This window comes from Oligoflexus tunisiensis, assembly GCF_001748245.1.
Taxonomy (GTDB): domain Bacteria; phylum Bdellovibrionota_B; class Oligoflexia; order Oligoflexales; family Oligoflexaceae; genus Oligoflexus; species Oligoflexus tunisiensis.
Window position 1 is genome coordinate 6,509,474 of sequence record NZ_BDFO01000001.1, and the last position, 26,373, is coordinate 6,535,846.

The 26,373-nt window shown below is 53.6% G+C and carries 24 protein-coding genes; 13 read left to right on the top strand and 11 right to left on the bottom strand.

The window, feature by feature from the left end; translation table 11 throughout:
• Positions 1–7 precede the first annotated feature (7 nt).
• The 6 genes from tatC to OLTU_RS26940 all read left to right on the top strand — a co-directional run bounded on the left by tatC (position 8) and on the right by OLTU_RS26940 (position 5,988).
• Positions 8–781, top strand: a complete 774-nt coding sequence (gene tatC / locus OLTU_RS26915; protein WP_218110289.1) for a twin-arginine translocase subunit TatC — start codon at positions 8–10, stop codon at positions 779–781.
• Entirely contained in the window at positions 762–1,481 is a 720-nt protein-coding gene (locus OLTU_RS26920) for a hypothetical protein (protein ID WP_141735821.1), read from the top strand. The genes tatC and OLTU_RS26920 overlap by 20 nt, the downstream gene beginning before the upstream one ends.
• A 66-nt stretch (positions 1,482–1,547) precedes the next feature.
• On the top strand, positions 1,548–2,903 hold the full coding sequence (locus OLTU_RS26925) for a M16 family metallopeptidase (RefSeq protein ID WP_218110290.1): 1,356 nt from the start codon (positions 1,548–1,550) through the stop codon (positions 2,901–2,903).
• Positions 2,900–4,306: a M16 family metallopeptidase gene (locus OLTU_RS26930; RefSeq protein ID WP_141735822.1), complete on the top strand. Its 1,407-nt coding sequence runs from the start codon at positions 2,900–2,902 to the stop codon at positions 4,304–4,306. Before OLTU_RS26925 ends, OLTU_RS26930 begins: the two co-directional genes overlap by 4 nt.
• Before the next feature lie 7 nt (positions 4,307–4,313).
• Positions 4,314–5,228 carry a DMT family transporter gene (locus OLTU_RS26935; protein ID WP_141735823.1) on the top strand — a complete coding sequence of 305 codons (915 nt, stop codon included), beginning with the start codon at positions 4,314–4,316 and terminating at the stop codon, positions 5,226–5,228.
• A gap of 109 nt (positions 5,229–5,337) precedes the next feature.
• Entirely contained in the window at positions 5,338–5,988 is a 651-nt protein-coding gene (locus OLTU_RS26940) for a hypothetical protein (RefSeq protein WP_141735824.1), read from the top strand.
• On the opposite strand, the gene OLTU_RS26945 is transcribed toward OLTU_RS26940, so the two are convergent.
• Both OLTU_RS26945 and hpf read right to left on the bottom strand, forming a co-directional pair.
• Positions 5,978–6,565, bottom strand: coding sequence for a molybdenum cofactor guanylyltransferase (locus OLTU_RS26945; protein WP_141735825.1), 588 nt, complete (start codon positions 6,563–6,565; stop codon positions 5,978–5,980). The two genes, OLTU_RS26940 and OLTU_RS26945, sit on opposite strands and share 11 nt — an antisense overlap.
• Positions 6,566–6,676: 111 nt before the next feature.
• Complete coding sequence (gene hpf, locus OLTU_RS26950) at positions 6,677–7,090, bottom strand: ribosome hibernation-promoting factor, HPF/YfiA family (protein WP_176737002.1); 414 nt, start codon at positions 7,088–7,090, stop codon at positions 6,677–6,679.
• Between the two features lie 269 nt (positions 7,091–7,359).
• On the opposite strand from hpf, the gene recD2 reads away from it, so the two are divergent.
• The 3 genes from recD2 (at position 7,360) to OLTU_RS26965 (ending at position 13,205) form a co-directional block, all read left to right on the top strand.
• Positions 7,360–9,576, top strand: a complete 2,217-nt coding sequence (gene recD2 / locus OLTU_RS26955; RefSeq protein WP_141735827.1) for an SF1B family DNA helicase RecD2 — start codon at positions 7,360–7,362, stop codon at positions 9,574–9,576.
• Positions 9,577–9,603: 27 nt separating this feature from the next.
• A complete protein-coding gene (locus OLTU_RS26960) occupies positions 9,604–11,205 on the top strand; it encodes an ArnT family glycosyltransferase (protein WP_218110291.1) in 1,602 nt (533 codons plus the stop codon).
• A gap of 539 nt (positions 11,206–11,744) precedes the next feature.
• Positions 11,745–13,205, top strand: coding sequence for a hypothetical protein (locus OLTU_RS26965; RefSeq protein WP_141735829.1), 1,461 nt, complete (start codon positions 11,745–11,747; stop codon positions 13,203–13,205).
• Positions 13,206–13,227: 22 nt separating this feature from the next.
• Here OLTU_RS26965 and OLTU_RS26970 read toward each other — a convergent pair whose 3' ends face one another.
• The 7 genes from OLTU_RS26970 to OLTU_RS27000 all read right to left on the bottom strand — a co-directional run bounded on the left by OLTU_RS26970 (position 13,228) and on the right by OLTU_RS27000 (position 19,761).
• Positions 13,228–13,581, bottom strand: a complete 354-nt coding sequence (locus OLTU_RS26970; RefSeq protein WP_218110292.1) for a hypothetical protein — start codon at positions 13,579–13,581, stop codon at positions 13,228–13,230.
• 216 nt (positions 13,582–13,797) lie between these two features.
• Positions 13,798–14,844 (bottom strand): RNA-guided endonuclease InsQ/TnpB family protein, encoded by a 1,047-nt coding sequence (locus OLTU_RS26975; RefSeq protein WP_141735831.1) that lies wholly within the window; start codon positions 14,842–14,844, stop codon positions 13,798–13,800.
• Positions 14,766–15,764, bottom strand: a complete 999-nt coding sequence (locus tag OLTU_RS26980) for a hypothetical protein (RefSeq protein ID WP_141735832.1) — start codon at positions 15,762–15,764, stop codon at positions 14,766–14,768. Before OLTU_RS26980 ends, OLTU_RS26975 begins: the two co-directional genes overlap by 79 nt.
• Positions 15,765–16,062: 298 nt before the next feature.
• Positions 16,063–17,157, bottom strand: a complete 1,095-nt coding sequence (locus OLTU_RS26985) for a WD40 repeat domain-containing protein (RefSeq protein WP_218110293.1) — start codon at positions 17,155–17,157, stop codon at positions 16,063–16,065.
• 38 nt (positions 17,158–17,195) lie between these two features.
• Positions 17,196–17,792: a hypothetical protein gene (locus OLTU_RS26990; RefSeq protein ID WP_141735834.1), complete on the bottom strand. Its 597-nt coding sequence runs from the start codon at positions 17,790–17,792 to the stop codon at positions 17,196–17,198.
• A gap of 485 nt (positions 17,793–18,277) precedes the next feature.
• A complete protein-coding gene (locus OLTU_RS26995) occupies positions 18,278–19,216 on the bottom strand; it encodes a serine/threonine protein kinase (RefSeq protein WP_141735835.1) in 939 nt (312 codons plus the stop codon).
• Positions 19,217–19,317: 101 nt separating this feature from the next.
• Entirely contained in the window at positions 19,318–19,761 is a 444-nt protein-coding gene (locus OLTU_RS27000; protein ID WP_141735836.1) for a hypothetical protein, read from the bottom strand.
• An 89-nt stretch (positions 19,762–19,850) separates the two neighbouring features.
• On the opposite strand from OLTU_RS27000, the gene OLTU_RS27005 reads away from it, so the two are divergent.
• Complete coding sequence (locus OLTU_RS27005) at positions 19,851–20,753, top strand: alpha/beta fold hydrolase (RefSeq protein ID WP_176737004.1); 903 nt, start codon at positions 19,851–19,853, stop codon at positions 20,751–20,753.
• Here OLTU_RS27005 and OLTU_RS27010 read toward each other — a convergent pair.
• Positions 20,710–21,729 carry a hypothetical protein gene (locus OLTU_RS27010; RefSeq protein ID WP_141735838.1) on the bottom strand — a complete coding sequence of 340 codons (1,020 nt, stop codon included), beginning with the start codon at positions 21,727–21,729 and terminating at the stop codon, positions 20,710–20,712. The genes OLTU_RS27005 and OLTU_RS27010 overlap by 44 nt on opposite strands.
• A gap of 5 nt (positions 21,730–21,734) precedes the next feature.
• A complete protein-coding gene (locus tag OLTU_RS27015; protein WP_141735839.1) occupies positions 21,735–22,220 on the bottom strand; it encodes a hypothetical protein in 486 nt (161 codons plus the stop codon).
• A 161-nt stretch (positions 22,221–22,381) separates the two neighbouring features.
• On the opposite strand from OLTU_RS27015, the gene OLTU_RS27020 reads away from it, so the two are divergent.
• From OLTU_RS27020 to OLTU_RS27030, 3 genes are read left to right on the top strand one after another with little or no spacing between them, the layout of a single operon-like run.
• Positions 22,382–23,302, top strand: coding sequence for a YicC/YloC family endoribonuclease (locus OLTU_RS27020; RefSeq protein ID WP_141735840.1), 921 nt, complete (start codon positions 22,382–22,384; stop codon positions 23,300–23,302).
• A gap of 35 nt (positions 23,303–23,337) precedes the next feature.
• Positions 23,338–23,991, top strand: coding sequence for a guanylate kinase (gene gmk, locus OLTU_RS27025; RefSeq protein ID WP_141735841.1), 654 nt, complete (start codon positions 23,338–23,340; stop codon positions 23,989–23,991).
• A complete protein-coding gene (locus OLTU_RS27030; protein ID WP_218110294.1) occupies positions 23,992–26,352 on the top strand; it encodes a RelA/SpoT family protein in 2,361 nt (786 codons plus the stop codon).
• Positions 26,353–26,373: the final 21 nt, after the last annotated feature.

Here is a 26,373-nt window from a genome sequence, read left to right on the forward strand (position 1 = left end):
GGGAAAGTTGGACGGTCAAGAAGCAACATCGCGTGGTGATAATCTCAAGGTCATGGGCCTATTGGAGCATGTCGACGAACTGCGTTCGCGCATCTTCAAGTCCGTCCTGGCGATCCTGATTCTGTTTGTCGGCGCCTTCTATTTTTCAGAACACATTCTCAATTTTTTAAAAGGGCCTTTGGTGGCCGTTCTGCCCAAGGACTCCAATGCCTTGCACTTCACCGGCCCCATGGATGTATTCATGGCCCAGTGCAAGCTCGCACTCTTTGTGGCCATGGTCCTCGGCTGCCCGATCTGGCTCTACCAGCTCTGGCGTTTTGTGGAACCAGCGCTCTATGAACACGAAAAGAAGTGGGCCCTGCCCTTTCTCGTTTCCGCCGTCCTCCTGTTTGTCGCCGGCGTGGCGTTCTGTTACCTGCTCATGGTTCCCTGGTCGCTCAAATATCTGATTGGTCTGGGTCAGAACGTGGCGACACCGATCATCACCGTCAGCGACTACATGTCGTTGCTCACTCTTCTCATGCTGGGTTTCGGTATTATTTTTGAAACGCCTATTATTCTGATCGTGCTGTCCATGGTCGGCGTGATCAGTGCCGAGTCGCTCAAGAAAAACCGCCGTATTGTTCTGGTGGCTTTCTTTATCGCCGCGGCCATCATCACCCCGACCCCGGATCCTGTCGGTCAGCTGATCATGGCCTTTCCCATGTGGCTGCTCTATGAACTTTCCATTTTCATCATTCAAATCATTGATAAAAAGCGCAATGCAACTCTCAATCCCTAACATTTTCTGCAAGCTGCTGCTGGGCTGTATGCTGCCCCTGGCAGCGGCCGCTCAGACAGCGCCCACGTCCTTCTCACCGCGCGAACATGCCTGGAGCATCGGCACCAGTACCCGTCATCTCAATATCAAAGCCAGTCATGATTTTCAGGTGAATGCATTCGCCCCTTACATCGACGTGGGACGCGGCTGGGTGCGTCCATCCTGGTGGAGCCTCGTCGAGCTCAGCGTGATGCTCGGGCCCAATGGAGAACGTCTGCCCGACAGTCCACCGCTCGACTTTATTGGCACCGGCTTTCGTTTTCGCGCCGGCCATACCATGCCTGGCCAGGTCCTGCGCAAGCCGCACGGGGATTGGGGTGTGGAGCTGGGTCTCGAATACAATGAATGGATCGCACGATCCTATCAGGACCGGCTGCTCAGCAGTGGTCAAAACTCCGGCAGCTGGGTGGTCCGCAGCCGCTGGATCTTCGTCCAGCCGGCCCTGTTTTATAGCTTCTGGAAGCCACCCCGGCCCCAGGGTCACAAGCCCGAATGGATCATGACGCGGAATGAAGGTGTGGTCTTCAGTCTGGGACTCAGCGTTCCCATTCAATCGGAGATGCAGGCGACCTTCATCCTGGGCGGAGAAAAACTGGGACTCAATGACCACTGGCGGGGATCCTTGGCGTTTCTGTCAGTCACATCCTGGCTCGGTATTTAATCAGTTGCTCCTGCCGGTCCTCCTCTGCCATAAAACTCGTGGAGTTTTGGTCACAAGGAGGTTTCAGTGAAAGCTTGGCACTATGCCGTGTGGGGGGCTCTCTGCAGCTTTGCAGGTTCCGCCCAGGCAGTGATGAAAAGCAGCGATGTCGAGGTTGTGCAGTTGAAAAACGGCATGAAGGTCCTGCTGCTCGAAGACCATTCGATCCCCAATGCAAATATGTATACCTTCTGGAAAGTTGGCTCCCGCAACGAAGTTCCGGGGATTACGGGTCTTTCCCACTTTTTCGAGCATATGATGTTCAACGGCTCGAAGAACTTCCCACCCGGATCCTTTGACAAGGTGATGGAAGCCTCCGGCGGCTCGAACAATGCGTACACGACCGCAAACGTGACTGTTTATACCAACTGGTTCACAGCCTCGGCCCTCCAAACCGTTTTTGATCTCGAGGCCGATCGCATTGCGAATCTGGAAATTGATGATAAAAAATTGGAAAGCGAACGCGGCGTGGTGCTGTCGGAGCGGTCGACCAGCCTCGAAAACGATCCCTGGGAACGACTCTATGAGACTGTGAAAAGCGCGGCCTTTGCAGCCCATGCCTATTCCTGGCCGGTGATCGGTTTTGAATCCGACATCAAAGCTTGGACCCGCGAGGACCTCGAACGCTATTTCCGCACCTACTATACCCCCAGCAATGCCGTGATGGTCATCAGTGGAGCGATCAAGCCGGCCGCCGTGAAAAAACTTCTGGCCGAAAAAATCGAAGTGATCCCTGGGAATGAGAAGGTTCCCGAGGTCCGCACCAAGGAGCCGCCGCAGCACGGGGAAAAACGGGTTTTTGTGATCAAGGAATCGACCACAGCCCCCCAGGTGATGGTGGCCTGGCATGTGCCGGAATCCAGGCATGCTGATTTTTATGCGCTCGATCTTTTGACGGAAATTCTGACCGGAGGTCCTTCATCGCGCCTCGTCAAACTTCTGGTCGATGAGAAACGCATCGCCTCCAGTGTGGCGTCGGATCTGCCGCAGGCCTTTGATCCCACCATCTTTGCCATTTTTATTTCCGGGCTGGAAGGCAAGGATCCCCAAACGATGGAACGCCTGCTGCTCAGCGAGCTGAATCAGATGAAGACCAAACCGGTCACCGCCCAGGAATTGCAAAAGGCTCAGAACAAAAAGGTGGTTGATCTTTACCGTCGCATGGAAACCATCAACGGGAAATCGCAGCTCCTCGGTGATTTTGAAGTCTTTCACGGGGGCTATCAAAAACTTTTCGAAGCCGCTGGCGCCTATGAAAAGGTCACGCCCGCGGATATCACCCGCGTGCTAAACACCTACTTCCTCAAGAAAAATCGCACGGTGGGCGTGCAGGATAAAAAGGAACCCGCCGATTACCGTTACCAAAAGGAGGATCGCACATGAGTCCTAAATTGGGACGTTTCCTTGCGTCTGCAGCGATGATCCTGTTGACCCTTGCCGGTCGCCTCCAGGCCCAGGGTTTTCAGCTGCCCGCCTATGAAACCTACGCTCTGCCGAACGGCATGAAGGTTTATCTGATGCCGCAGAAGGAGGTTCCTCTTTTGCATGTGACGGTCGGCATTCAAGCCGGCAGTGCGGCGGATGGTAAACAGTATGGACTGGCTTCCTTCACCGGCGATGCCTTGAAGCTTGGCACCAAAAACTACAGCAAGGATAAACTCGAAGAGCTCTTCGATTTCCATGGAGCCTACTACGGTTCCGCGCTCGACCAGGATTACACGGCCGTGCAACTCTCTCTGGCGGCCAAGGATGCGGAGAAACTCTTCCCGGCCTTCAGTGAAGTTCTCCGAACCCCAACCTTTCCTGAAAAGGAAGTCGCAAAACTGCGGGAACGCACGGTTTCCGAGCTGAAAAAGGCCAAGGAAAGCCCCAACCAGGTGGCGGATGATTTTTTCAACCGCCTCGTCTTCGAAAAGCATCCCTACGGCTCGCCCGTATCCGGAACGCCATCGAGCATTGGAAAACTCACGCGTGCAGACCTGCAAAAGTTTCACGCCAGCGCCTATCGACCTGAAGTGGCTGCCATCAGCGTGGTGGGTGACTTTGAAATCCCGGCCATGAAAAAACTGATTGAGAAGAACTTTGCCATCTGGTCGGCAGGAACAGCTCCGGCCAAATCCAGCGTTCCCGATATCCAGGCAGCGGACAAGAACCCACAGGTTCTGCTCGTCGATAAGAAGGATTCCCACGAAACCACCTTTCGGATCGGTGGCCCCGGAGTGAAACGCGGCAACGAGGACTGGATCCCGCTGCAGGTGGTGAATACCATACTCGGCGGACGTTTTACCTCGCTGCTGAACGAGGAGCTGCGGGTGAAATCCGGCCTGACCTATGGAGCCCGCAGTCGCTTTGAAGGCCTCAGGAATGGTGGAACCTTTTCCATCTCCACCTTTACCGCCACGGATACCACGGGCCGGACCCTGGAGATGGCGATCCAAACCTATCAGAATTTTGTCAAAAAAGGCGTCGATCAGTCCATGCTGGACTCCGCCAAGGCCTATGTGAAAGGTCTCTTTCCACCCCGCTACGAAACCTCGTCAGCCCTGAGCAATCTGCTCATCGAGATGTGGATTTACAATCTCCCGGATGCTGTCATCAATGATTTCGAAGAAAAAGTGGATAGCCTGACCGTGGCCAAAGCCAATGAACTGATCAAAAAGCATTTCCCGACAGAGAATCTCAACATCCTCATGATCGGCCAGGCTTCCCAGATTCAGAACATTGCGACGAAGTACGGGACGGTGATCAAAACCGATATCGTCTCAGCCCAGGAAGGGCGTCTGTGATCCTATCGTGGACATAAAAGCCGATCGCCCGCTGCGGGCCTTTCTTTACATGCTGCTGGCTCAATTCTGTTTCAGCAGCAATATCCTGCTCATCCGCATGAGCGAACGCGGGGAAGCCCAGGCCTCAGGTGAGGCCTTTAAGTTGACCCCCTGGGAGCCGATGCTGCTGCGTTCGCTGGCCCTCTCTCTGCTCTGTCTCGCTCTTTTGCGCAAATATCCCGCCAGAAAATTGGAGCCGCGGGAAAATTTCTGGATCTGGGCGCGGGGCACAGCCGGGGTGATGAGTCTCAGCGCCTATTACTATGGTGTTCTGCATATTCCGCTGGGCATGGCCTCGCTTTTCTCCAATTCCAGTCCCCTTTATGTCACGGTCCTGGCCCTGCTCATGGGTCATGAGGCGGTGACGCGCACGCGGGGTGTGGCCCTTCTGGTCGGCTTTGCGGGTGTGGCGCTGGTGGGTCTTGGCATCAACGTAGGGTCGGCGCAGAACATTGCCTTTCAGGATGTTCTGATCGCCATGTTGAGTGGCCCGCTCTCGGCCGCGGCCTATTTTTCGATTCGCATGCTCAAGCGGGTGCGCAACGAGCAGATCATGCTGAGCCTCGGTCTGGCGGGAACCCTTCTGAGTGCGCTGATGCTTCTGATTCTGGACACACACTTTCCAAAAACCAGTCAAGGCTGGGCCTGGCTGATCGCTTCAATTGTTCCTGCCGTCGCCGCTCAGCAGTGTTTGACGATGGCCTTTCGCCTTGCCCCAGCGACCCAGGTGGCCCCGCTGCAGTATTCGGCTCCTCTTTTTTCCGGTGTTCTGGCCTATGTGTTCCTGCAGGAAACCATTCCACCGGTTTCGCTTTTTGGGATGACCCTCGTCATTATTTTTGGTCTGGCTCTGCCCTATTGGGAGGCTCATCGCCTGCGTTAACTTGGCCCATACATGGATAATATACTGTTTTTATTCATTTTATTGCACGATTTTAATCACTTTCTCAAGACTTCCCCGAGGCTGCCGATGGAACCCATCGGAGTATTCTATGGGCCGTCATTTGACCAGTTCGGGCTTGATTCTGCCAGTGATCCGCAAGGTGATCTGCCGCGATGATTTTTTTGTCTGCAGCATCTGCCGCAGCGAATACAAAAGCAAAGTCGAAGCCAACAACTGCCTCAATCACTGCTGGTTTGATGTGCAGCAGCTTTATCCTGTGGTTCTGCGCAAACTCAACGGCCGCCATGTGGTCTTTCGTTGTCACTTCTGTTGCCGCGATTACAAGGACGAATCCGAGGCGCTCAGCTGCGCGCGTCGCTGTCAGGGTGATCGCAATCAACTGCATGTCCATGAGCAGCTTCTGAATGATCTGCCGATTGAAGCGCCGACTCATCGTCCTTCGCGCATCCGTCTTGTGGCCATGAAGACAATGCCGGTCCGCCCTGCCAAATCCAAGGCACCGGAAGAGGATCCGGTGGAGCAGGTGGATGACGTTCAGGAGGACGTTGAGTCGCCATTGGAAGCGGACGCGCCTGTCAGCCAGCAGCGGACGAAGGCGGACTTTCCCAAGCCATGGGTCCGCATGGATGCCAAGTATCAGTGCTGTTATTGCAAGAAACTCTTCTACACCAAGATGGAAACGGAAACCTGCTTCAATGGACATTTTGATGAGGAAGGTTATGAGAAGCCTAACGCCTGACCCACGCTTCCACCTGCGCGCGCGCGTCGGGATCATTGGCATTCAGAAACCTTTCCGCTTCCCAGCCTGAAACTTCCCAGGCCACCGCTGCCTGCAGCAGACGGTTCAAGCTCTGCTCTCCGGCCTGCCAGGCCACCGCCGCCTGGGCGAGAAAAACCGGCTCATAGAGCGCAAAAAGCGGCTGCCGCCGATCCTGATGCATCGCGACGGTGACCGGAAAATCCGGGTGCCTTGCCTGCAGAAGCCGCGCGACATCCGTGCCTTCGAGCAGAGGCCAGTCACAGGCCAGGACCAGCCAGGCGGCTTCCGGATCATGCTGATGCGCTGTGATCAAGGCTCCCAGAGGACCGGCCCCCGGATTCTGATCGATAAGACGCGTGATGGACGGGAAGAGCGTGGCTGGATACTGATGAGGCCGCTGGCTCCAATGAAATGGCAAACCGAGCTCATCAAAGTGTCTTTTCCAGCGCTCGATCTCGGTCTCGTGCCCCCGATAACAGAGAAGGCTCTTGTCCTGACCCATGCGCTGGCTTTGACCGCCGCTCAGAAAAAGTCCCTTGACCTGAGGCGTGTTCATGACGGCTCCTCCTGGTCTGTTCGATAACGCTCGGGGTGAGAAAGGTCAATGAAGGCTCGGTAGAGGCTGGATATTGTTCGGGAAAGCCGCAGCTTGCGCTGCGGCCTGAGGTTAACGGCGTTGTTTGGCGACTCTTTCAAACTTCACGATGTCAGCAGCATCAATTGGCGCGGCTTCGTATTCATCATCCACTGCGAGCGAACCAAAGGGAATTGGTGCTTTATGATGTTGCTTATGATCCTTGAGTTTTTCCTTCTTCCTCTTGAGTTGCGTCACCATCTTGTCAATCATATGATCGACGGAACCATACATGTCGGCACAGGCATGCTCGACGTTCACTGTAAATCCATCGCCACCAGCCAGCGAACAGAGAACCTGATGCTGATGACGATCCACGGAAAATGTCACGTGCGCTTCGATGGGTTTGGTGACAAATTTCTCCACCTCGACTTTGATCTTCTCCTTTGCGTAGTTTTGCAGTGCCTGGGAGGTTTCCATGTGTTTGAAGGAGAAACGAAACTGCATAGGCTGGGCTCCAAAAACGGGTTGCATGCGGAGGCTGGGCTTCCTCTGGGGGGAAACCCCGGATTTCCTTGAGGTAAGAAATCCTTTTCTCCGCTCTTACATTTATTATCGGCTGATGGGCCGAACGGATGAAGGCCCTAAAGCTGCCTCCTTCCTGGGCCCCCAAAAAAAGCTCGGGATGAGGCACAACTTGCGAAATTTCTGAATTTTTTTTAAAAAACTAGAACGACCCCCTAGGTCGAAAGGTCCCTCCAAAAAAAGGTGCACGGGTGAGCGATCATGAGTCCGGAGAGGTTCTGCAGGGGGAACTGCAGAAAATCTCTTACCAAAATCTGGAAAATGGCTGGTCCGTGGTTCGCCTGCGCCTCGAAAGTGATGACCGCATGGTCACCGCCACGGGCCAGTTTGGCCGCATCTCGGTGGGGGAATCCTACCAGATGTGGGGGAGCTGGGTGGAAAATCAGAAATATGGGCGCCAGTTCAAGGTTGCCCGTTATTCAGCCAGTCATCCGGCTTCCGTTTCAGGCATTCTGCGTTATCTCAAGTCGGGCCTGATTCGCGGCATCGGCGAGGTGACCGCCAAACGCATCGTCGATCACTTTGGACTTAGAACCCTGCATGTGCTCGACCATGATCCGGAACGGCTCATGGAAGTGGAGAACATCGGCACCAAAAAGAAAAAACAGATCATCGCCTCGTGGAATGAAAGAAAACGCCACCGCGATACCGAGATGTTTCTGACCGAAATCGGCATCAGCCCCAACTTTATCAATCGCATCCTGCAAAGCTATGGCGATGAAACACGAACGGTGGTGGAACAGGATCCCTATCGGCTCGCCCGTGATATTGATGGCATCGGTTTTCATTCCGCCGATGAAATCGCTCTGAAGATGGGCCTGGATCTGGACGCCCCGGCCCGGATCAGCGCCGCGATTCTTTTTCAGCTGGAACAGGCGGAAGAGGAAGGGCACTGCTATCAGAATCGCCTGCAGATGGCCGAGGGGCTCAGCCGGCTTCTGCGTTTGCCGCAGCCGCGCATCGAAGAGCTGATGGAAGATGCTCTGGCTGGTTTGATCGATGAAGGTCTTTTGGTCTTTGATGAATCCATCCTTGATGATGGGGCCACGCTCGACATCTATTACCTGGCCCGCACCTTTCAGGCGGAATCACGGGTGGCCGAGAAACTCAGCGATCTTCTGCGCCATCGCCTGGATATGGGCGATCAGGCGGAACGGATCGACCGCTGGCTGCAAAATTACGCCAGCATGTCAGGCGCCTCCTTTTCGGAGGAACAGCTGGATGCCGTGCGCAAGGCGGTGAGCAACCGGGTCTTTGTCCTGACCGGCGGCCCGGGCGTGGGCAAAACAACGACGGCCAATGCCATCATTCGCCTGCTCATCAAAATGAACAAGTCGGTGGCTCTGGCCGCACCCACCGGGCGCGCCGCGCAGAGGCTCTCGGAAGTCGCGGCCATCGGCGCCAAGACCATTCATCGTCTTTTGGAATGGTCGGCCACAGAGCATTGCTTTCTCCGGGATGAAGTCACACCTTTGGAAGCTCAGGTCATTATCATCGATGAAGCCTCGATGCTGGATGTGCATCTCGCCGCCTCGCTCATGCGCGCGGTCAGGGATGATGCGCAGGTGATCTTTATCGGGGACGTGGACCAGCTCCCGTCCGTCGGGCCAGGCAACGTGCTGCGCGATATCATCGAATCCGGGGTCGTGCCTTTCACCAAACTCAGTCGCATCTTCCGTCAGGCCGCGGGTTCCCACATCGTGCAGATGGCTCACGCCATCAACCGTGGGGAAGCGCCAGTCTTTCCGGAAGGTCCCAGTGATTGCCAGTTTCTGACCATCAACGATCCGGAGGCGGTGAAGGAAGCCATCAAGGAGCTTCTGGCCAAATCCCTGCCGGAAAAAACGCCCTATAATGTGTTGCGCGATGTGCAGGTCCTGACCCCGATGAACAAGGGGCCGCTCGGCACAGGCGTCCTGAATGAAGAGCTGCAGAACCTTTTGAATCCGGTGCAAAAGTTCGGTGAAAAGCTGGAAACCGAGACCACGAGTTTCCGGCCCGGGGACAAGGTGATTCAAACGGTCAATAATTACGAGTTGAATGTTTTCAATGGTGATATCGGTTTCATTGAACATGCCGGTTTCGACGGCGGCCAGGTCCTGGTGAACTTTGGGGACCGCAAGGTCACCTATGCCAAGGATCAGGTCTACGATTTGAAACTCGCCTATGCGATCACCATCCATAAGTCGCAGGGCAGTGAATTTCCCGTGGTGATCATTCCCGTGAGCATGCAGCACTTTATCATGCTGCAGCGAAACCTGATCTACACCGCGTTGACCCGGGCCCGACGGCTCGCCATCCTCGTGGGAACGCCCGGGGCTTTAAGCCAGGCCGTACGCACACAGACCAGCTTGAAGCGTCAGACTAATTTGATTCACCGCCTCATCCGCCGACTGCCCCAACTTTGACGGAAGGAATACATTTTGTCCGCTGCGTTGCCTCGCACAGCTTTTCTTATTTTATTTGTGGCTCTGGCCCTCACCCGTCTCGTCAATGCCATCTGGCTGCCGCCGGCGCAGGATGAGGCCTATTATTTTTTCTGGAGCCGCTTTCTCGATGGCGGCTACTTTGATCATCCGCCTCTCGTGGCTTTTCTGTCCGCGGCCGGCAACCTCGTTCCGGGCTCAGCCCTGATGTCGCGACTCGGGACGTTTCTGCTCAGCCTTCTCGCCTTGCCGGTGCTCTTCAGCCTGTTTTGTCGGATGGGACTCAAGGAAAGCTCGCGTCTCTGGCAGGCCCTTGCGCTGGCGAGCTGTAGCGCAGCGGCTGTGATTCAGGGTTACATCACAACCCCTGACATCCCGATGATCTTCTGCTGGATTTTGGCTCTGCATGAAGCCGCAGCGGCGCTCGACGACAATCCCAAACGATGGCTGAGCGCCGGTTTTTTCACAGGCCTGGGTTTCATGGGCAAGTATACGATGGCCCTGATCGGTCCAGTCTTCTTAATCGGTCTCCTGGCCCGGCCCCATCATCTCAAGAGGCCCTGGCCTTACCTCGGCGGCCTCGTCTGCGTGCTGACTCTGCTGCCTCATTTGCTTTGGCTTCAGCAAAATGATTGGATCACTCTGCGCTTTCAGTTCGGTCGCGGCCTGATGAGCGTCTACACCGTGGATATGCAAAAAGGCACGGATCTACCCCCGGCCGTCGAAGCTCCCAAGGACGGCGTGGAAGCCCGGCTGGCCAATTATTTCAAGCTGCCTGATGATGAAATCAAAAAGCCGAAGCCACCGAAACCTCTCTGGCTCAAACGCATCAACAATTTTTTCGGTTATATCGGGGGGCAGATTGGGCTTTGGGGTCTTTTGCTTGTTCCCATTCTTATAGCGATCTTTAAAAAACAGAAAGCCACCTCCAGCTGGCCCAAGCCCGAACTGAAGGCCCTGGCCTGGGCGGCGGCTCTGGTACCGGTGGGGCTCTTTGCGCTGCTCAGTCCCTTTCAATTCATCGAAGCCAACTGGCCCGCGATGTATCTGGTCGGAGCTGCTATCGTCCTGACGCAATGCTATCGCTTTTCAGACAAGGCCATCCTCATCGGGGCCGCGATCAATCTTGTGATCACACTGCTCCTCACCCTGCACAACCATCATCCCCTGCCAGGAACCAAACCGCACAAGGACCGCATCCTGAAGGAAACCCATGGTTACCAGGAACTCAGCGCGTATCTGCAAACGCTGCCGGCTCCGGTTCTCGTGGACACCTATCAGAACGTGAGCCAGCTCGCTTTCTACGCGCCCGATCTCAAGGTTCAGCAGTGGCCCGGAGTGGCCCGCACGTCCGAACTCATCCGCCGGGAAGCCATGAATCCCTGGCGTTGGGAGGAGCTGCAGAGAGCGGGTGAATTCTATCTTCTGATGGATAACTTCATACCGGAAAGAATTCCAGGGGCGGAGCTGATTGAACTCACCGAAGTGCTCGACTGTTTTGATGGCGGTCTGAAAACCACGGTCGCGTTTTCCAGCTCCATTTATACCCGTCCCTGTCAGAAGCGGGTGCATCGCTGGAGCCTTGGCCGTTATAAAGTTGCAGTGGAGTGAGCGCAAGCAGGCGGCGTGTGACTGGACAAAGGATGAAACCCCAGAGGTTTGGACTGGGGCTCGATTGGTTTACGGCTTGAAAGTGGGAAGCTCTTGAGTATCGGGATTTGCTACCTTACCATCCAACAAGGAAGGAAGCCTTACAGGCTCGCTATCCTGATCAAAGTGAAGATACCCAGGACGTTCCAATTTTTCCCCTGCTGGCAAAATAGGCTTATCGATCAGGCGTCCGACGTACTCCAACCATAATCCGTCCCGAACCAGTGAGGAATCGGACGGGTTTGGCTGGAGGTCAGAGGACACATCATTCTCCCATCATCGGAGATTATTTCGCTTTTTGCTCTTGCCATAACCTTGAGGTTCCAATACTTTTGTCTGGCTGGAGGGGAGCATTGGCAAGAAGTACGAGCAAAAGTTTTGTTTTCGAGACGGAGTTGCTGTCATCACCTGACGGCTTTCGTTCGCTAAGTCAATCAGAGGAACATGGCCGCAAACTTTACAATGCCGTGCTGGGAGAATTGCTTAAGAAGCTCGCCAGGATGAAGAATAGCAGAGAGTACAGGGATACTCTTCTTTTCAATAAGTCTGATCCAAAGAGGAAGGCCGACTTTGCCCAACTCCGGATTGAATATGGACTGACGGAGTTTGCTGCGGTTTCCCTTGCCTCAAAACTCAGAACCGGCAGTGTTGACTTTGATCTTTTTGTTCCATCCAAGGTCGCCCAGGAAATTGGCAAAAGGGCCTTCCGGGCGGTGGAGCGTAAAATGTTTGGCAAGGCCAAACGCTGCCGTTTCAAGAGCAAGGGTCAGGATTTTTCCCTCAGAGGCTCATCCAACAAGGAGAGCCCACAAATAAAAGTCGTGGGTGAAACGGTGCTGCTGGTCTTCCGCAAAAAAGAATATTTGCTGAAAATGGACTGGCGGAATCCCTGGCACCGGCACGCTCTCGGCTGCAGGATCAAAAACAGCCAGGTTTTTAAAAGAAGCATTGGTGGAAGAGTACGCTGGTTTGTGCAGATCTGTCTGGAAGGCGAAGCCTATCGGGATACGGAAAAGGAGAGAAAGCACAAGGTCCGGCTTGCGGCCCGCTTTGGCGAGGATTTTCGCGGACAGAATGTATCCGTTGATTTCGGGCCCAAAAAGATCGCCATATCCAATGGCATTGTCTCCTATGAACGCCTGATCGTATCAGACTGGCTCAAGGGATTGATCGCGGAATCCAAAGTCATCCAGCGCAGAATGTCCCGCTCGTTGCGTCTCAATAATAAGAAGGCCTTCCAGGATGGCGTCCTTAAAAAAGGGACTCGGCTCAGCCGAACGGAAAAATATCGAAAACTATCCCGAAAAAAGCAGGACATTGAGCGCAGGATCGCCGCCTTCAGAAAATGCATCCAGGGCCATCTCTCGCATGAGATCATGCAGCTTGGCTCCGTCGTCAAGCTTGAGGATATCAGTTACAAGGCTCTTCAAAAACGTTATGGAAAATCAGTTGGAGAATCCGCCCCGGCCAGCCTCAAGGCATCACTCTTCCGAACAGCTGAAAAGCTCGGAGGCCGTGGGGAGCTGATCAACACCTTCCAGACGCGTTTGTCACAGACCTGCCTATGTGGTGAGGTGAGAAAGAAAGAACTGAGGGAACGCACGCACGCGTGCAGGGTATGTGGACTTGTTCTTCCCCGTGACATTCTCTCGGCCTTTCTCGGCTGTTTTACGCACAATCAGGTTCAGAAAAAGGGTCGCAAGGAAATCATAAATTCCTCGCTGGATCTGGCTGCGGCCCGATCAGCTGCTGTGGGACATAAAACCTTGTCCTTTCCCGGCAGCCTTGCAGCGGGAACGCCCTCAGAGAATCTCAAAGGTGACTGCAAGCGTGGAAACCGGGAAGTGGCGTCTTCCCTGGAGAGATCGGGAAAAAGGCAAAGTAGGTTTCAGCAAGAGCCCCGGAGCCCTCAAGACCAGGGAAGCGCCGAACGCCCAAATGCAGAGAATCTCCATTCATAGCTGAAAGCTTGATTGGAGAGGTTTAAAAGCTGAAACGTCTTTTTCCAGTCAGCGCAGTATTGCCGTCCATAGTACGACTCGTCACAATTACCTTTCTTAAGCAGAGCCTCAGCATCGCGCTTCTTTGATCCAGCGGTATCGTAAGTCTTATCGCTGCCTTCATTGGCTTTTTCTTTATGAGCATTGAAAATACATTTGGCCATGGGGTCACCGCCCAGTTCGTCCTGGCCATAGTCTGCCCACACGCTTCCATCGCTGGGCTTGGACGGCTCACCAGCCCAAGTGCCGCCATCTGACATTTTAATACCACCACCAACATCGCCATCATTTGATGAGGAGCCAGGAGTTTTGTGAGAGTTATTTTCAGACGATTCATGAGATGGAGTCGAAGAGCTTCACTCTGCCTTGCTCGGCTTTTCCTCTTTCTTGGAAGTCTCAGGCTGGTAGCTCTTGTTCTTCAAAGGTTTGCCAGAACCTGTTATGCAATCAGGGGAACTTCTCTCGCAGTAGATGTCAGGGTTTACGTCCCCCAATTGTGGGTTATCATAACCAATCTTTTGATGCCCTCCCCACGGCTAAAGCCGGGGGATTCCTAGCGCACTTCAGACGCTAGCGTATCGCACTCGATACGGAGAATGTTCAGCGCTGCGTTGATATCTCTATCGTGGATTGCCCCACACTCGCAGCACACCCATTCCCTTATCGAGAGACCTTTCACTCCTTTCGGAGCGCTGGCTGGTATTGCTCGACAGCCAGAACAGGTTCTCGTTGTGTTGGCCTCATCGACCTCCACGTACCAACGCCCACGCGCACTCGCTTTATACTTGAGCATTGTTCTGAACATCGTCGTAGCGGCATCATATATGGACTTGGCCATTTTCGTTTTGGCCAGCTTTTTTGCAGAGAGATTGCCGACAACTATGACCTTGTTTTCCTGCACAATCCTGGTTGACGCCTTGTGCAGATCATCCATTCGCTTGTTTTTGATCTTTGCATGAATACCTTTGGCCTGCCGCTTCTTCTTTCCCTGCTGGGCCTTGACAAGCTTTCGCTCCATCATTCGATAGTAGCGGCCATTGGATACTTTCTGGCCATTGGATAGCGTCGCCGTTGACCTAAGACCAAGGTCTATGCCAACCGAGGCATAGACTTCGGGTGCTTTAACTTCATACTCGACCGAGATGCAAAGATACCAGCGGCCACGCGAATCCTCGCAGAATTCACCCGATCCATACCCGCCTTTGGCAGGCAGGCGCTCGGGCTGGAACAGCTTCAGCTCATGCCCTGCATAGTGGACCATGCCGTCCTTAAAGGATATGCCTGTGCTCTTGAAGGGAATCCAACCAAGAGACTTTCTGCCACGCCAGCGAAGCTTCCGCTTCCTGGCTTTCTTTCTACGCAAGGCATACTCTGAGCATACTTCCTGGATCGTGGTCGAATTGATACCCAGCTCTTTCCCAGCGCCTTTGGTGAGTTTTTGCAGATCGAAACCGGAAAGCCAATCATTGTTATAGCGGATCGCATAGAGCGAAGTTTCGTTGCAATAATTCCATACATAATTCACCGCGTTCGCCATCTTTTTGAGATGCCTGGCGCTCGTTGAATCTTTGATACGAATTTTAATCGTTTTCGCTGCCATGCTTCAGTTATAGCGACAACCTGTGAGAAGAAAAGCAAAAAGTGTTGCCCAGCTCCGCAGGGCAACGGCGGCTTATATCCCCCTGGCTGAAGCCAGGGGCTTAACGCCGCCTTTTGGTAATATTTTTCTCGCACTGCATTTATTTCTTTCTGCGTCAGCGGTCCCTTCTCTGTGGAAGTTCCCTTTTCACTACTACCGTTGACGCCCGCGCTTCCACCAATTTCAACGCTCGCAACACCACCACTCACACCAACAGTTCCGTTTACACCGACATCAGTGCCAGTTGTCGTCGCTGATGAAACAGTCCAGGAATTCGTTTCCCTCAGTTTTCTCTCAAATTCAACTTTTGCAACTGCATATTTTGTGCCTGCATAGTCTTGTGCCTCGTGTGACCAATCGTGCCTGTGCCAACCGACTTCTTTCGAGTGTGCGTAGGTTTGATGCCATATACCCGCCGTCCCTGGGCCGCCACCGTCCACCTGATGTGCGATTGGGTTTATTGCCAATTTCTTGACTTGTGCAGCTGCGGAATCCATACATCCCCTGGCCGAATCAGCAAGCCCTTTGTTCAGTATGTCTGAGGCACAATCAGCTGGATTTTTATAGCCGCCCATTTTGCAGAAAGTCATCGCTGCAACGCGGTCGGATTCGGGCGTATTGGGATGCTCACTCCTTAAATCCTGCATCTCTGGCTGGTCAGAGTAACACTTCACGGCATCGACCGAGACGCTCGGACCTCGTGAACCTATGATACCGCCAGGACCGGCACGAAGCTCTTCGGTCTTTTTGGCGGTAAACTCAGACCTGGCGGCTTCCGCGCTTACGCTGTCGTCACACTCTGCATAGAAAATCTGGTGACTATAGGCCGTTCCCGACATCATGGTTAATAGTGCAAGAGATATAAGTGTGTTTCTCTTCATGTCTAGCACCTTTGGTCCTTTATTGGCTCACGCTTTGGCTGAACTACACTAAAATGACAACACAAGAGCAGCTGCACATGTCTTGTCGCACCTTAGTCTTGCCCTGCAAAGGGTTCAAGCGTTTTCAGCCATGAATAATGAATCTTAACTAGGGTTTAACGGTGAGCGATAGACAGAATAACGGCGAGAGTCGGAAAGGACATTGGAACATCCAGCGCTTCAGCTGGTGCCTGATATGTCTGAGCGGGAATAACCATCTAGCAGCTACCAGCCACGAAAATGCAGAAAAAAGTCAAATTTATTCCAGATACTCTGCTTCACAAAGATTTTGATAAGCAGCCAGCGTGCTCAAAGACGTTCGGATAAATCTGCAGGCATCCCGCAGCAGCTGCTCCTGGTTGAATGACCATAGACGAATATAGCCCGTCTCGTCCGCAGATAAGAGACGCCCATCTTCAGTAAATTGGAGGGACTTGACAGCAGAACTATGAGCGTTGAGGGTCTGTATCGTTCCTCTATTCACATCGAGAAGCGCAAATTTTCCTGAGCCGATGGAAAATGCAAGGCGGGATCCTTTAGAATCGAAAGCAAGGGAGGCCATAGCATGAGTGCCAAAATTCCTGCTGAACTTCAGAGAGCCATCTCGAGCAAAGAGCTTAAGATTACCATTATGGTCGCCCACACCTATCAACGAAGCACCCAAACTGACTTCGATATTACGGATCGTTGTTTCCACTTTGTTCGAAAATATAAGATGCAGATGGGTATTTTTGAGGCGCAACAATGATATGGCATTGCCATCACTGACAACCAGTTCAGGTTCGCTTTGACTCTCGATTTGATTCAGCCATTTCACGCTGTGCAAAAATTCGCCATTGAATTCAGCAAGCTTAATTAGTGATCCAGGCGCGTCGACGCGATAGACGTGGAGTTTTTTCTCGAGGACAGCTATCAGGTTAAGGCTCGGATGTTCATCAATATCCCGTACAGCGCCCGAAAACGATCGGTCGCTCGCCAGAAGCTGGCCTGTCATGTCCCAAAGACGAATTTCCCTCACATCTCTTCGATCATCAGTTATGGTATGATCGCCGCTTCCTGTCACGATATAGGGTGAATTTTTCAAAAACAAAGCATTGCTTACCGCTGATTCATGGTCCAGCTTTGTTTTCAGGTCGCCTGTCCACACATTCCAGAGTTTTGCACTCTGGTCAGCGCCTGCCGTCAGCACGGACTCGCCCTTTTCATCCAAGCGTAGATCCAGGATCTGACCCTCATGGGCCGCAATTGATCGGTGCTGCATCCCTCCATCACGCAGGTTCCAAATATCGATCTGTCCATTCTCACTGCTCGACACCACCAACTCGCTCTTCGCATCGATGCGGGCTTGTTTCAAGGAGCTTGTGTAGGGCAGATTTGTCTTTAAACTTGGAATCAAACTATCGACCGCGTATATTCCCAAGTGGTTATCCTGCCTGCCAACCACGAAATGCTTATCGGATTCATCAAAGCGAATGGCGACAAAAGCTGGAAGCTCTTCTCTTGCGAAGCCTCCTGAATGGAAACTTGAACTCGAAAAGCTTTTTGAAGCAAGTCATCTCCACCTTGAGTGAAATGCAAGGGCAGTTGAAGCAATTTTTTATTGGTAAAAATCTCAGATTCACAGTGCCGAGCGGTCTTTAAATCACCGATATTCTTTAATCTGATATCACGATCACTTTGATTCTTGCCATATACGGCGCCAAATTTAGTTAAGGCTGAACTGATAACAACTGTCTCATGGAATTCGTCGACCTGAACACAGCCCTTCTCGGTCATCTTCAATGCCTCAGGCAGAGCTGACGACGGCTTTAATCCAACAGCCTTCAGGTCAGAGGGCAAGGATAGGCCATCCCCTGGATGGACCTTGATCCACAATGCTGAGTCAATCGACGGACCACAGCTCAAAACAGCCGAATCCAAGGCGTCAGACAGCTTCTGGCAAGCGATTTGAGTGCAGAAGATCGTCAGAAATAACAATATCTTGTTCATTGATACGTCCTGCTAAACATTAGGCGTCATTTTGCGAGCAGAGTCGCCTTATGATTGCCACCAATTGCTGACCTTGCGCATGGGATATACCACAATGACTATCCCATGTATAGACAAAATTTATCTTATTTTTCAAATAGATACATTCCTTGCCTGCTCAGCTTGGGCGAGATCTGGACGGCATACTACATGGGGAGGCTGAAAAAGCAAATTGCCACTTAAAAGGATGAGCCATCAGCTGTCCCTTCTGCTCTGTTCAACGAAGACCATGAAAGCCAATCGATATGGGGTCTGACGTTTCTGGTCTGACAAGAATTCCGGGTATGTGGTGTCTCAATCGTGGATCAAGGACTGAAATGATAGGGGTAGGCCACGCTGGCACTTTTCAGCTGCTCAAGGCTATTCCCTGCAAGCCTGAAATCGGAAGTTCATGACAAAGTATTGGTGTTAACTCAGAGTCGCCGGGACCAAGACAGAATTGAACTCTATTTGCGTTCATGCCCCGCATAAATATCCTGGACATACTTATCCGGAAGCGGCGCAGCGAGTTCTCCGTCAGCCAGAAACTGGCGGATGGCATAGCGGGAATAGCGGATATCAAACTTCTTGAGGATCTTGTAGACATCCACGATCATCGATTCCGCATTTTTATACCGGCTGCCGAGTTTGAATTTTAAAGCCTTCTTAAGCAGATGGCGCAGCATGGACTGCATGCGACGATCATCACAGCGAATGGCCGAGAAGTCGATATTCTTCATCGAGGACAGAATCTCATCGCGTTTCTTGCTGGCCTTCACCGCTTTTTCACCAGTCACCATTTCAAAGAGCAGAAGCCCAACACAGTAAAGATCGGACTGAGGTGAAATCGAGGACTCCACCACATGCTCCGGTGAATAATAGCCCGGGGTTCCGACCATGTAGTTCTTGTAGTTTTCCACTTCCCCATTGCACGCCAGACCAAAGTCAGTCAGCAGCACTTTGCCGGTATTGGAGATAAGAACGTTGGGACTGGAAAGGTCGGAGTGAATGGTGTCGTGAAGATGCAGATAGTCGATCCCCTGCAGAATATCGATCGCCACACAAAGAGCCACCAGGGGAGGCAGCTTTCCGAAGTGTCGCATCATCTTGTAGAGCGACCAGCCGTCGATGAATTCGGTGACGATATAGCAGTGGGGTGGATTAAAGCTCGCATCAATATATTCCACGATGTGCTTGTGCTTCAGGCGGGCCACGATCAGCAGCTCGCGATGAAAAATCCCGAGGAACTTTCTGCTCTCCTGATAACGATCATGCAGAATTTTGACCGCAACAGCCCGACCGGTCCTGGGATCGGTTGAACGGAAGACGCGCCCGAGGCCGCCTGCTCCCACCTCGTATTCGACGACGTAGGGCCCAATTTTTGTCACGGGATCCGGTGACGACATGGACCTGTTGCTCCTGCACGGATTATCTCACCGTCCCTATCGGAGATTTCCGAGTGAAGTTAAAGGGTCATCCGTCGCAGGTCATTGGTGGTTTGGGGCAATCAGGTCAGAAGTTTCAAACCTTCCGTATACTTGTAGCCGAGGCTGTCGAGGCGCCCCAGGATCTCGTCATAGAAGTGATCGGCATAGAATCCCAGAAGACCGATGCAAGTGCAGAAAGATTCATAGCAAAATTGCTTATTAAAGACTTCAAGGCCCATTTCAATGCGGCCCTGCTCACAGAGGCTGAGACGGACCATGGAACTGCGGCCATTGAGTTCCAAAAGGCAGCGGGCGATTTCCGGCCAGCTTTCCCAATCGATTTCCAGCCCCAGATAGGGCTCGATATGAAAGGAAATCCACGTATCGGTAAGATTGATGCGCAGAGGGAATGAGCGATCCTGGCCCTGGAATCCGGTCATCCATTCGTGAGCGCCGATGCTGCGAAACGTCCAGCCGTATGTTGCCAGATAATCTTCAAGTAACGGACCGGTACATCGCTCCATTGCTAGCCAAGCCCCTTTAATAATATATTGATCAGGCTATCGAGGAACGTTGACTTCGTCAACCCAAGGAAAGCAGGAGATTGTTGAACTTGAATCCTATCGTGCTGCAAACGGGAACACCTTTGCCCAAAGCCTTGCAAGCCGAGCTCGACACTCTGGGCGCTTCCTACACAGAAGGACTGTGCCACGATCCGGATGCGGAGTCACAAACCAGATTTCATTTCTTTCGCCCGGCCCAGACGCAAACCCGGGTGTGTACCGTGCTTTTTCATGGCACGGGGAATGATGCGCTGTTCTGTTGGGAAAATTTAATCCTTGATCTTTTGAAAAGCGGACGCGCCGTGCTCACATTTGATCTGCCGGGTCACGGCCGCAGCAGCACCACCATTCTCAATGAATCGACCTTCGCGCGCACGGGGACTTTTCTTCCGAAGCTTCTTGCCAGACTTTGTCCCGAGTGTTCGGAGCGGGAGGCCATCGGCTACAGTCTGGGGGCACTGGCCGCGCTCCGGCTGGTGGCCCGTGATCCAAAGCCATGGCGCGCGCTCGTCCTGATGGCTCTCCCTGAGCGGGTATCCCTGACTTCCCTTTTTATGGTGATCGAAGCTCTGAGCTTTTTACAGAAAGGCTGGTGGCAGCAGTTCAGGCGCTATGGATGGGATGCGAGCTTTCCCGCCTTTGCTTCGGTCCGCCGCAAGCGTTTTCCGATTCGCCTGGACCCGAGCCTTCGCATGAGCTACCCCGAGTTTGTAGAGCGCCTTCTGCATAAGACGGATGGGAGAGCGGAACTTCAGGCGATCCAGGTTCCGACGCTGTTGCTCTATGGAACCCGGGATCAACTCGCGAGAGCGGCTTATGGGCAGGAGCTGTCCGCGTCCTGTCAGCTTGTGTCAGGCGCGAATCATTTTCTTTTGCCCCTGGCGGCATCGACGATCATACTCCGCTGGCTTACCTCTCCACCGCACCCTGCTGCGCATTCAGTTCCTCGATAACTTCCTTCTGCTGCGCGACTTCCTTCATATTGTCGAGGAAAAGGCGGATATTGGCTGTCGATTCGCGCTGCGAGCTTTCGATGAAGGCAATCTGCACGGGAACCGGCTGCCGCGACAGCAGCACAGCCAAAGCCTGGCGGTTGTCAGGAATAATCCTTTCCAGAACCGCAAAAGCCATTTCCGAAAGACCGCGATTGCGCGAGACCGCATACTGAAAGATGATGGAAGCATTGGGATGACTCAAAGGCAGAGGATTTTCCGAGAAGAAGCGGAAGATCACCGTACAGGTCAGAAGATTGACCGTCTTTTGATGCAACTGCCGCAGATCCTCAAAATCGGCCTTGCTCAAATAGTCGATGAAAGGTCCGGCGGCGCGTCTGGGATCCAGAGCGAGCATGGCGTTCGCATACTCCGGGGCCCCCTGTTGCATCAGACCGAGCACGAGAAAGCTATAGGCGCCTTTGTTGCCGTTTTCCTGAATGGCCAGCGCCATATCCGGCACCAGCATCTCCACTTCACTTCCCTTGGTGAGCGCTTCACTCAGGAGCGACTCGATCATGCGAGCCACGTCCGCGGAAGGGCGGGTGGCGGCCATCCGCCAGCCGATCCGACGAACCGCATCCTGCCGTGAACGGGCCAGGCGATTCAGAATCTCCGGATTCATCGTGGTGCCCGAGATGCGATAGACATGCGCGATGTTCAGCAGCACGGGGATAGGCAGATTATCATGTTCCTTGAGCAGATCGCCTTCCGCGAGGCGATGCAGTTCAGCCAGTTGATTGCGATCCCGAGCCAGCTCGCGCAAGGCCTGGAGCGTGTCATTGCCATAAGCCACCGCCTGGCGATAGGCTTCGTCAAGTTTCATATCCCGGGTGATCTGAGGCTTTTCCGTAGGCGCCCCGGAATTCAGGGTTTGACAGCCCACAGCCCCGACCCAACACATCACCACCAAAAGACGGCTCCACTTTCCCGCCATCGTTCTCACACTCCTTGATTTGATTGAACTGCAAAGCTCTGCAGTTGAACACGAACGGCACCACCCAGAGCGTCTTCCAGCTTTTGCGACCATGTTCCGGTCGCATCGGGGCGGTGCGTTTCCACCAACAGCTCCTCGGGTGACTTCCAGAATATCCGTGTGAAGCGCAGTTCCAGATGCGCAGCCACCCAAGGTCCCATTTGAATCCGACAGGGTTGCCCTTTGTCCGGACTGCCTTCAACAGCAATGTCCAGCGCCCGGCCGAATTTTTGCAGAAACAAGGCCGGCCAATCCAGCTGAACAAGCTTGCGTGCGGGATCCAGGCTTTGCCAAAGCTGCCCGTGAAATCGAACCAGGCCCTGCAGTCTTAGCAAAGCATAGATGAGAAGCACACAAGCGAGCGCAGACGCGACATGGAAGACCAAATTGAAGCTGACCACATGGCTCTCTTTTTTGCTGAAACCCAGGCCGTAAAAGCCTCTTTGGTCCATGCTACCTCAAAACGGCCCCATTCGACCAGCGGGAAAACACCCCGTCGCCAGCCGAAAGATGGGTTGAACAAAGCCTTCCAGGCGGGTATTTTCCAAAAGTTGATCGAATGTAAGAGATTTTTTTGCGATTCTCGCCCTCAGGAATCACCCATGGAGTCATCGTGAGCCTTAAAAGCATGACAGCCTTTGGCAGTGGCGAGTCAACCAGTCCCACCACTACCTACCGCTGCGAGATTCGGACCCTGAATTCGCGCTTTTGTGACATATCAATCAAAATGCCGCGCAGTCTGATTGCTCTGGAACCGGCCTTGATTCATCGCGTGAAAGAAAAAATTCTGCGCGGCAAGGTCGATGTTTTCCTGGATCTCGTGCCGAATGATCGAGCTGCGGGTTTGCCTCAACTCAATGCCAAAGCCGTGGCTCATTACGTGGCGACCAGCCAGACCCTGGCCCAGGCCGCCGGCATCACGCTCAAGCCCTTGAGTGCCTATGAACTTATGCGCCTTGATGGCGTGCTCGAAAATCAGTTTGCCGTGAGCAGCGAGGAGCAGGTGCGGGCCCATGAGAGCGGGATCTTTGCTGCGGTGGACAAGGCTTTGGCCAATGTCGTGATCCAACGCAAGGGCGAAGGCCAGGCGCTGGAACCGGCCTTCAGGAAAATACTCGAAGGCATGCAGACCGATCGCGAGGCCATCGTTGCCAAACGCGAGGTGATCCAGAAGCATCTCTTCGACAATTACAAAAAGCGCCTGGATCGCCTGCTCAGCTCCCTGGAGGAGACGGGACAGAAAATCTCCGGCATGCTGCCTGAGGAGCGTCTGCTCGCGGAGGTGGCGCTGCTGGTGGACCGCTCCGATATTGAAGAGGAGCTGACGCGTCTCAGCGCGCACGAAGTGGAATTCAAAAGGCTGCTCCAGGGCGGTGAGGAAGTGGGCCGTCGGATGGATTTTCTATGTCAGGAAATGCATAGAGAGGTGAACACCATTTCGAACAAACTCACGCAGCTTGAGGTTGCCCAGCACTCGCTGAGCCTCAAACAGGCTGTCGAGCGTCTTCGTCAACAGGTTGCCAATATCGAATAAGCTGCAGACAGCTTGTGCAGGAGTATCTTCGAACCATGACAGTATTTGTGGTGTCCGCCCCATCAGGTGCAGGGAAAACAACTCTCAATCGCCGGCTTCTGAAAGAGTGTCCCCAGCTGGAGATGTCGATCAGTCACACAACGCGGCCACCGCGCAAAGGGGAAAAGGAAGGCGACCACTATCATTTTGTTTCGCGGGCAGAATTCGAAGCGATGGTTCAGAACAAGGCTTTCATCGAATGGGCCGAGGTCCATGGCAACCTTTACGGCACCAGCATCGAGGAACTGCAACGCATTGAAAAAGCCGGAAAAAATCCTCTGCTGGAAATCGACGTCCAGGGCTGGCGCAAGGCGCGTCCTCTCCTGCGCAACGCTTTCAGCATCTTCATCCTGCCTCCGTCCCTGAAAGACCTTTGGCATCGGCTGGAATCGCGGGGATCCGATAACCTTTCGCATCGCTGGCTGCGCTTTCAAAATGCCATGGACGAAATCAAAAACGCCAAGGATTATGATGTGTTTTTGGTCAATCGTGACCTCGAAACAGCCTTTGGCGAGTTGAAAACCCTGGTCCTGAGTGATAAACCGGAACATAGGGCACAGCAGGAAGGATTGCTTCTCTGTGAGAAACTCAATGAAGAGTTCAAAACTGCCGATTGGATAAAGGGACTTAAGCAGCAACTGGGCGGCTGAATGTCAGTAGCCCGGCAACCATCCAAAGGTCGCGAAATCAATGCGGTTCCGGGCCAGGTCGAAAGCATGACAACGGATCGAATAAAAAAAGAAATACCCAATCCTAACAGCACATTGCCGCTCAAGACCCTGACAACTCCCGAGGAAGAATATCAAGGTCTTCTCCGGAGCCTCGAAACCTACATGCCCCAGATCGACAAAAAGCCGATCGAGCTGGCTTATGAATACGCAGCCAAATGCCACGCGCCGCAGAAAAGGGCCTCGGGTGAGCCTTACATCACCCATCCCCTGGCTGTGGCGAGTATCGTGGCCACCCTGAAGCTGGATACCCCCTCGATCGTCGCCGCGATCCTGCACGATACCGTCGAGGACACCAATGCCACCCTCGAGGAAATTGAGCAGCTTTTCGGCACCGAGGTCCGTGACCTCGTCGATGGTCTGACCAAAATCAGCAAAATCAAATTCCGCTCGAATGAAGAGAAACTGGCGGAAAACTTTCGCAAGATGATCGTGGCCATGGCCAAGGATCTCCGCGTGATTCTGATCAAGCTCTGCGATCGTCTGCACAACATGCGCACGATGGATAACCTCGCCATTGAGAAAAGAAAGCGCATCGCCCAGGAAACGCTCGACATCTATGCGCCGCTGGCCAACCGCCTCGGGATCTACGGCATCAAGAGCGAACTGGAAGACCTTTGCCTCCGCACGTTGAAGTACGAGGTCTATCAGGAAATCCGCCGCAAGATCTCCTCGAAGAAGTCCCAGCGCCAGGCCTATATCAACGAAGTGAAAGAGGTGCTGGAGAAGGAGCTGCGCAAGTACGGGTTCACCGAGATTCAGGTCTACGGTCGACCCAAGCATTTCTTTTCGATCTACAAGAAAATGATCGAGCGGCATCTGGAATTCGAGGACATTCATGATCTCTTCGCCTTCCGGATCATCGTGCCCTCCATCAAGGACTGCTATGAAGCCCTTGGTGTGGTGCATGCGATGTGGAAGCCGATGCCCGGGCGTTTCAAGGATTACATTGCGATGCCCAAGGCCAACCTTTATCAGTCGCTGCACACCACGGTGATTCGCTCCAACGGCGAACCGGCGGAAATCCAGATCCGCACCAAGGAGATGCACGAGACCTGCGAATACGGTGTGGCCGCACACTGGGCCTATAAGGACAAGGATAAGGGCGTTCATGCGAACGACGCCCAGAAATTCTCCTGGCTCCGGCAGATCATGCAATGGCAGAACGAGCTCAAGGATCCGGATGAATTTCTGGAAGCGCTCAAGGTCGACCTGTTCGACGAGGAGATCTTCGTCTTCACACCGAAGGGTGATGTGCTGTCGCTCCCTCAAAACGCAACGGCGCTCGACTTTGCGTTCGCGGTGCACAGTGACGTCGGAACGAAATGTATCGGTGTCAAGGTCAACGGCCAGATGTCGCCAATCAAAAAACGCCTGAAATCCGGGGATATCGTCGAGGTTCTGACCTCGCCCCACCAAAGACCGAGCAAGGACTGGCTGACGTTTATCGTCACCTCCAAGGCGCGGAACAAGATTCGTTCCTTTCTGCGCAGCGAGCAGCGGGAAAAAAGCCGCAAGCTCGGCCGCGATCTTTTGGTCCAGGAGCTGGAAAAGCGCCGCATGACGCTCGACGAGCTGGAGAAATCCGGCGACGCTCAGAAACTGGTGAAGGCGGCTCGCGAGAGCAACCTGGAGGACGTGCTGATTGCGATCGGCTACGGCCGCCTGAATCCCAAGGAGATCCTGACCAAGGCCTTGCCGGCACCGGAACCGAAGGAAACCATCCAGGAGCAGATCACAAGGCAGGGGCTCGACCAGCCGGCGAAGCCGGACAAGCCTGTGAAAACTTCGCATGGCAGCATTCTTGTTTCAGGTTATGATGATGTGCTCGTGAGTCTCGGAAAATGCTGTTCGCCTTTGCCAGGGGAACCCATCATCGGCTTTATCACTCGCGGTCGTGGCGTCACGATTCATAGGAGCACCTGTCCGCGTGCTCTCGATATGGATCCGGCGCGCAAGATTCAGGTGGAGTGGTCCAAGGCCCAGGTGGAGACGGCTTATCACCGTTGCTCGATCAGCCTGCGAACCCAGGAGAAACCTGGTGTGCTGGCCGAGGTGACCACCGTCCTGAGCAATAACGGAGCCAACGTGCACAAGGCCGAGGTGAAGATTGATCCCGATCTCACGGGCTTGCTCGAATTTGAACTGGGCGTGAAAAACCTGGCTCATCTGGAGACCGTGATTTCACGGCTGGAAGCGCTTCCATCGGTCCTGACCGTTCATCGAAAAAATATCGTCAAGAAAAGGGCTTTGCGTCGCGGCCGCTTTACGTCGATGCACTGACGTTTCATTTGAGAGGTTTTC

Coding starts and splice junctions, on each gene's coding strand:
- OLTU_RS26920 (WP_141735821.1), top strand. CDS start 762: ATGCAACTCTCAATCCCTAACATTTTCTGCAAGCTGCTGCTGGGCTGT.
- OLTU_RS26930 (WP_141735822.1), top strand. CDS start 2,900: ATGAGTCCTAAATTGGGACGTTTCCTTGCGTCTGCAGCGATGATCCTG.
- OLTU_RS26940 (WP_141735824.1), top strand. CDS start 5,338: ATGGGCCGTCATTTGACCAGTTCGGGCTTGATTCTGCCAGTGATCCGC.
- OLTU_RS26945 (WP_141735825.1), bottom strand. CDS start 6,565: ATGAACACGCCTCAGGTCAAGGGACTTTTTCTGAGCGGCGGTCAAAGC.
- hpf (WP_176737002.1), bottom strand. CDS start 7,090: ATGCAGTTTCGTTTCTCCTTCAAACACATGGAAACCTCCCAGGCACTG.
- OLTU_RS26965 (WP_141735829.1), top strand. CDS start 11,745: ATGAAGAATAGCAGAGAGTACAGGGATACTCTTCTTTTCAATAAGTCT.
- OLTU_RS26970 (WP_218110292.1), bottom strand. CDS start 13,581: ATGAATCGTCTGAAAATAACTCTCACAAAACTCCTGGCTCCTCATCAA.
- OLTU_RS26975 (WP_141735831.1), bottom strand. CDS start 14,844: ATGGCAGCGAAAACGATTAAAATTCGTATCAAAGATTCAACGAGCGCC.
- OLTU_RS26980 (WP_141735832.1), bottom strand. CDS start 15,764: ATGAAGAGAAACACACTTATATCTCTTGCACTATTAACCATGATGTCG.
- OLTU_RS26990 (WP_141735834.1), bottom strand. CDS start 17,792: ATGAACAAGATATTGTTATTTCTGACGATCTTCTGCACTCAAATCGCT.
- OLTU_RS26995 (WP_141735835.1), bottom strand. CDS start 19,216: ATGTCGTCACCGGATCCCGTGACAAAAATTGGGCCCTACGTCGTCGAA.
- OLTU_RS27000 (WP_141735836.1), bottom strand. CDS start 19,761: ATGGAGCGATGTACCGGTCCGTTACTTGAAGATTATCTGGCAACATAC.
- OLTU_RS27010 (WP_141735838.1), bottom strand. CDS start 21,729: ATGGCGGGAAAGTGGAGCCGTCTTTTGGTGGTGATGTGTTGGGTCGGG.
- OLTU_RS27015 (WP_141735839.1), bottom strand. CDS start 22,220: ATGGACCAAAGAGGCTTTTACGGCCTGGGTTTCAGCAAAAAAGAGAGC.
- gmk (WP_141735841.1), top strand. CDS start 23,338: ATGACAGTATTTGTGGTGTCCGCCCCATCAGGTGCAGGGAAAACAACT.
- OLTU_RS27030 (WP_218110294.1), top strand. CDS start 23,992: ATGTCAGTAGCCCGGCAACCATCCAAAGGTCGCGAAATCAATGCGGTT.